The 4,403-nt window shown below is 67.0% G+C and carries 5 protein-coding genes; 3 read left to right on the top strand and 2 right to left on the bottom strand.

Annotation, left to right across the window (positions count from 1 at the left end; genetic code table 11):
• Positions 1-34: 34 nt before the first annotated feature.
• A complete protein-coding gene (locus SE92_RS12730; RefSeq protein WP_063196011.1) occupies positions 35-1,012 on the bottom strand; it encodes a DUF2336 domain-containing protein in 978 nt (325 codons plus the stop codon).
• Between the two features lie 255 nt (positions 1,013-1,267).
• On the opposite strand from SE92_RS12730, the gene SE92_RS12725 reads away from it, so the two are divergent.
• Positions 1,268-1,456 carry a hypothetical protein gene (locus SE92_RS12725; RefSeq protein WP_018315770.1) on the top strand — a complete coding sequence of 63 codons (189 nt, stop codon included), beginning with the start codon at positions 1,268-1,270 and terminating at the stop codon, positions 1,454-1,456.
• A gap of 15 nt (positions 1,457-1,471) precedes the next feature.
• Positions 1,472-2,233, top strand: a complete 762-nt coding sequence (locus tag SE92_RS12720; protein WP_063196010.1) for a hypothetical protein — start codon at positions 1,472-1,474, stop codon at positions 2,231-2,233.
• 64 nt (positions 2,234-2,297) lie between these two features.
• On the opposite strand, the gene SE92_RS12715 is transcribed toward SE92_RS12720, so the two are convergent.
• Positions 2,298-3,203, bottom strand: coding sequence for a LysR family transcriptional regulator (locus SE92_RS12715; protein ID WP_063196009.1), 906 nt, complete (start codon positions 3,201-3,203; stop codon positions 2,298-2,300).
• On the opposite strand from SE92_RS12715, the gene SE92_RS12710 reads away from it, so the two are divergent.
• Positions 3,129-4,307: a quinone oxidoreductase family protein gene (locus SE92_RS12710; RefSeq protein ID WP_157095378.1), complete on the top strand. Its 1,179-nt coding sequence runs from the start codon at positions 3,129-3,131 to the stop codon at positions 4,305-4,307. The two genes, SE92_RS12715 and SE92_RS12710, sit on opposite strands and share 75 nt — an antisense overlap.
• Positions 4,308-4,403: the final 96 nt, after the last annotated feature.

The raw sequence follows: 4,403 nt of genomic DNA, 5'->3' as shown, positions 1-4,403 counted from the left end.
CGGGGCACGAGCTGAAGATGCCTCAGGGCTGGCTCTACCGCTCCGACGACCCGTCAGTGCCGGTGCGGCGCGGCGGCATCGCGCCGGGCTGCACGGCCGGCCGTGTCTGGCCCGCGCCGGCGCGGGCGCGCTGGCGTTCGCCGTCGTGCAGGGAGGGCTGGTATTTCGCGCGGGTGACCGCGAGCGTCGAGCCGCGCCAGGCCGCCAGCATCACCAGCGCCGAGCGGTCGCTGAGGCGGTCGTAGAGCCGCGCCAGCCGGTACACCTCGTTCACGGACGTACCGATCGCCGGCTTGAAGAACAAGAGGATGCGCTGGAAGTTCGGGCTCGGCATGTCGAGCGCGCGCGCCGCGACCGCGAGCGCCTCGCCGCCGGCATCGTCGACGATCTGGGCGGCGACGCGCGAGGGCAGGATCAGGCTGTCGCCGAGCTCCAGGGCGAAGTTCTCGACATCGCCCGCGATCGCCGCCATCTCCAGGATCTGAATCGCGCGCTTGGCGCGCACGGTCGGAATCCGCGGCGCGGCCTTCAGCGGCGTCTGCGCCAGATTGTGCAGGATCAGCGCGCGCTCGGAAGCGCCGGCGCGGAAGAACATGTCGTGGATCTCGGCGGCGTCCTTTGGCTGCATCGCCATGTTCGAGGCCATGCGCAGCTCAGCCTCCGAGGGCGTGCGGACCGGCGCGGGGGCGGGTGCCGGCGTCGGGATCTCGCGGGCCAGCGGAACCCTGCGGCCCTCCTGGGCTGCGACCAGCCCGAGCTTCTGCAGCACCGGGACGGGCGTCTGCGGATAGATCGCGAGCTTGGCCTTGACGGCCGCGCGCGTGGCATCGTCGACCTGGTCGATCAGCCGCGTTGCAAGCTCGGTGAACTGGCGCTGCTCGTCGTCGCTGTGGATGCGGGTCTGGACGTAGAGATCGGTCAGCACGCGCAGCAGCGTCGGCCGAACATCGACACCTTCGCGACGGGAGAGGGACATCAGCCCGTCGAATCCGGGAAACAGCGACTTGGTCATGGAGAGATACGCGACCTGGAAGAGATACTCGCCGCCAGCCTATCGCAGGCTCCTTTAAAGGCTCGTTAAGGAAAACGAGGCGTGAAGCCGAACGCTCAACTTGTCGCGATCTCGTGCCTTAACGGGACGCCGCGGGCCGGCCCGTGCGGCTACGGTCCGGACGCCGCGTTTACACCCCGTTAACCATGAACTGATCTTAATGAATTGCATGTTGCAGGGGCGCGTTCGGTCGCGCGGCAATTGAAGAGAGCTGACATGGGGACCATCATTGAATTTCCGGCCGGTCGCCGGGTGGGCTCGTCGGGGGATGTCGCTCCGCGCGCGGACATGGGAACGATCCTGATCCTTCCCGTCATCCGTATCGAGCGCGAGGCAGATGAAACCAGCGGCGATCACGGCCCTGAGCAGGGCACAGCGCCGGGGCGCCGTCGTCGCCGTCGCTGACGTCCGGCTTTTGCAATGCCGGACGCCATCCGCCAGATCCGGCCCTTCTTGTCGGCCGTCCTGCTCACGCTTCTCGGCGCGATGCTCGCTGCCTGTAGCGGCGGCGATTTCGGCCGTACCCGCGAGAGCATGCGCAGCGACGACATGCATCGCTGGCTTGGCGCTGAAGCCACCGGCAGCGTCGGCCTGAAGCCTTCGCAATTCCAGCTCACCGACGAGGAGCGCCAGCTGCGCGACCTCGCCTATCCCATGATCGAGCCGCCGCTGTCGCGCCCCGCCTGGAAGAGCGTGTTCGGCGACTACAAGGCGATGCCCTCGCCCTGGCGGCAGAAGATCGTGTTCGACCGCACCATGTACGGACGCACGCTGATCGACGAGCCGCACCGCTCGCATTCCTCGCGTTACGCGCAACTGATCGAAGACGTGCGCAACGACATCACCCGCTTCGAGCCGTTCTTCGCCAGCGCGATCCGCGTCATCGATCTCGACAGGAAGCGCGATGCCAGCATGGCGCGCGTCTCCGCGCTCTCGCCGAAGGAGAAGGACGACGCGGTCGCGCGCATGCAGGAGAACTCGCTGATCGTGCAGTGGGTGCAGCAATGCCTGGAGCAGCGCGTCTCGTCCTACCGCTGGGCGCTGGAGCGTCTGGTGATCCAGGCGCCCGACGGCATGGCCGCCGACGCCGACCGCCTGATCGGCGAACTCGCCGCCCAGACGGCCAACCCTCCGGTCCAGGGCCAGCCGCCTTATGGCCGCGCGGTGGTCTCGAAGGGCTGAGGCGATCGCGTTCCAGTCAGGGGGAGGCCGACCGCGAACACGCACGCGGCAGAGGTGACTTCACCTACGCGTTTCGATAGCCGAGCCGCTTTCGCAGCCGTGGGGTGGCAAAATCCAGGAAGGCGCGCAGCTTCAACGGCACCTGGCGCTGGCTCGGATAGATCAGGCTCACCGGAAGCGGCGCGGATTCGAAGGCGCCGAGCAGCTTCACCAGCGTTCGCTTCTTCAACTCGTCATCGATGAGATACGACAGGACGCGGGCGATCCCGGCACCTGAAACTGCGGCTGCGACCGCAGCTTCGGCGAGGGAAACTGCAAGCCGGCACCGGACCTCGACCGTCTGTTCGTTTCGTCCGGCCGAGAACTTCCAGTCGGACGTCGCGGTATGGGCCTGCTGGGTGATGCAATCATGGTCCGCGAGGTCGGCCGGCCGCTTGGGCGTGCCGCGTGTCTTCAGGTATGCGGGGCTGGCGCAAGCGACGAGGCCGACGGCACCGACGCGTGTGCCGATCGTGTTGCTGTCCGGTAACTCCCCGATGCGCACGGCGAGATCGACGTGCTCCTCGATCAGGTTGACGTATCGATCGGTGAACTGCACCCGAACCCGGACGTCGGGGAAGGCGCGCTGAAACTCCACGACGATCGGCAAGAGATGGCTGCGGCCCAGGACCGCAGGCGCGGTGACGATCAACTCGCCCTGCGGCGCGCGGTATTCACCGGCTGCCGTACGCTCGACTTCCGCGATCTCTTCCACGATCCGCCGGCATGAGGCGACATAGCTGCGCCCGACATCGGTGAGCACGAGCTTGCGGCCGCCGCGGTGGAGCAGGCGAACGTTGAGGTGTTCCTCGAGATCGGACACACGGCGGCTCACCGTCGCCAGCGGGATGCGTAATTGGCGGCTCGCGGCCGACAGGCTGCCGCTGTCGGCCGCCGTCACCAGGATGGTCATGGCTTCGAGGCGGTCCATCGTCCTTCCAGAATTGAAAGCATTGTTCTCATTTTGGCAGATATCGCTCAAATCTGGAAGGCATTAGATCGACCTCGGAGCCCAACGCGCGAGGTGAACGAAGTCATGAAGGCGATCCAGTACCTGCAGTATGGAGATTACAGTCGAAACCGCCTGGTCGAGCTGCCGAGGCCGGAGGCGCGCGCCGGCGAGGTCATCGTCCAGATGCAAACGGTCGGTATCAATCCCTTGGACAATACGTTCCGGTCAGGCCACCACTATGCCGCGACGCCGGAAAACCTGCCGCGCGTCGGCGGCCAGACCGGCGTCGGAGCGGTCGTCGAGAGCCAGAGCGAAGACTTCAAGGCCGGCGATCGCGTATTCGTCAGAGGGGCGGGTTTCGGCCTCACGGCCGACGGCACCTGGCGCGAATTCGTGGCCGCACCAGCCTCCGGCCTGTCACACGTTCCCGAGACTGTCGATGACGATCACGCCGCAGCCTATCTGGCAGGCGCGGGATATCTGACGGGCTACCTGACTCTGACTGAACTCGCAAAATTCAAACCGGGGCAAACGGTCCTCGCGCCGGCCATCGGCGGTGCCGTCGGCATGGAGACGGTGCAAGTCGCGCGCCGCCTCGGTGCCGCGCTGACGATCTCGACCGCAGGCAATACGCAAAAGGCCGAGCAGGCGCGTGCGGCCGGTTACGAGCATGTCATCGATCTCTCCAGGGAGAGCCTCAAGGACGGCGTGCGCCGTATCACGGAGGGCAAGGGCGTGGACGTCGTGGTGGATGGGGTGAGCGGCAACCTCACGGCCGAAGTGCTTGCCTCGCTCGCCTTCGGCGGCACGGTCGTCGTCGCCGGCTACGCCGGAGGGCGCCAGGCGAATGTCAACGTGACCGACATCATCTGGAGGGCCGCGACGATCCGCGGCTTCACGTTCCGGCTCTTCACGCCCGAAACGGTCGCTGCGGCCGGCGCCACGCTTCTGGATTACCTCAAGGAGGGAACGTTGCATCCCACCATCGGCAAGGTGTTTCCCATGTCCGAGGCGGCGGAGGCCGTCCGCTTCCTGATCGAGGATCGGCCGTTCGGGCGCGTGCTCATGCACGCCCGGCGGTGACGGCAGCGCGGCGCTCGCGGCCGGTCCTGGTTGAGCCGCCGCGCGCGCCCGAGGTCGGTCTTCGCCGCTGCTTCTGCAGCTTTCCGACAAGATCCT

Source organism: Bradyrhizobium sp. AT1, assembly GCF_001590795.1.
Taxonomy (GTDB): domain Bacteria; phylum Pseudomonadota; class Alphaproteobacteria; order Rhizobiales; family Xanthobacteraceae; genus Bradyrhizobium.
Note: the sequence above shows the minus strand (reverse complement) of the source record. Positions and strands in the feature narration are given on the sequence as shown.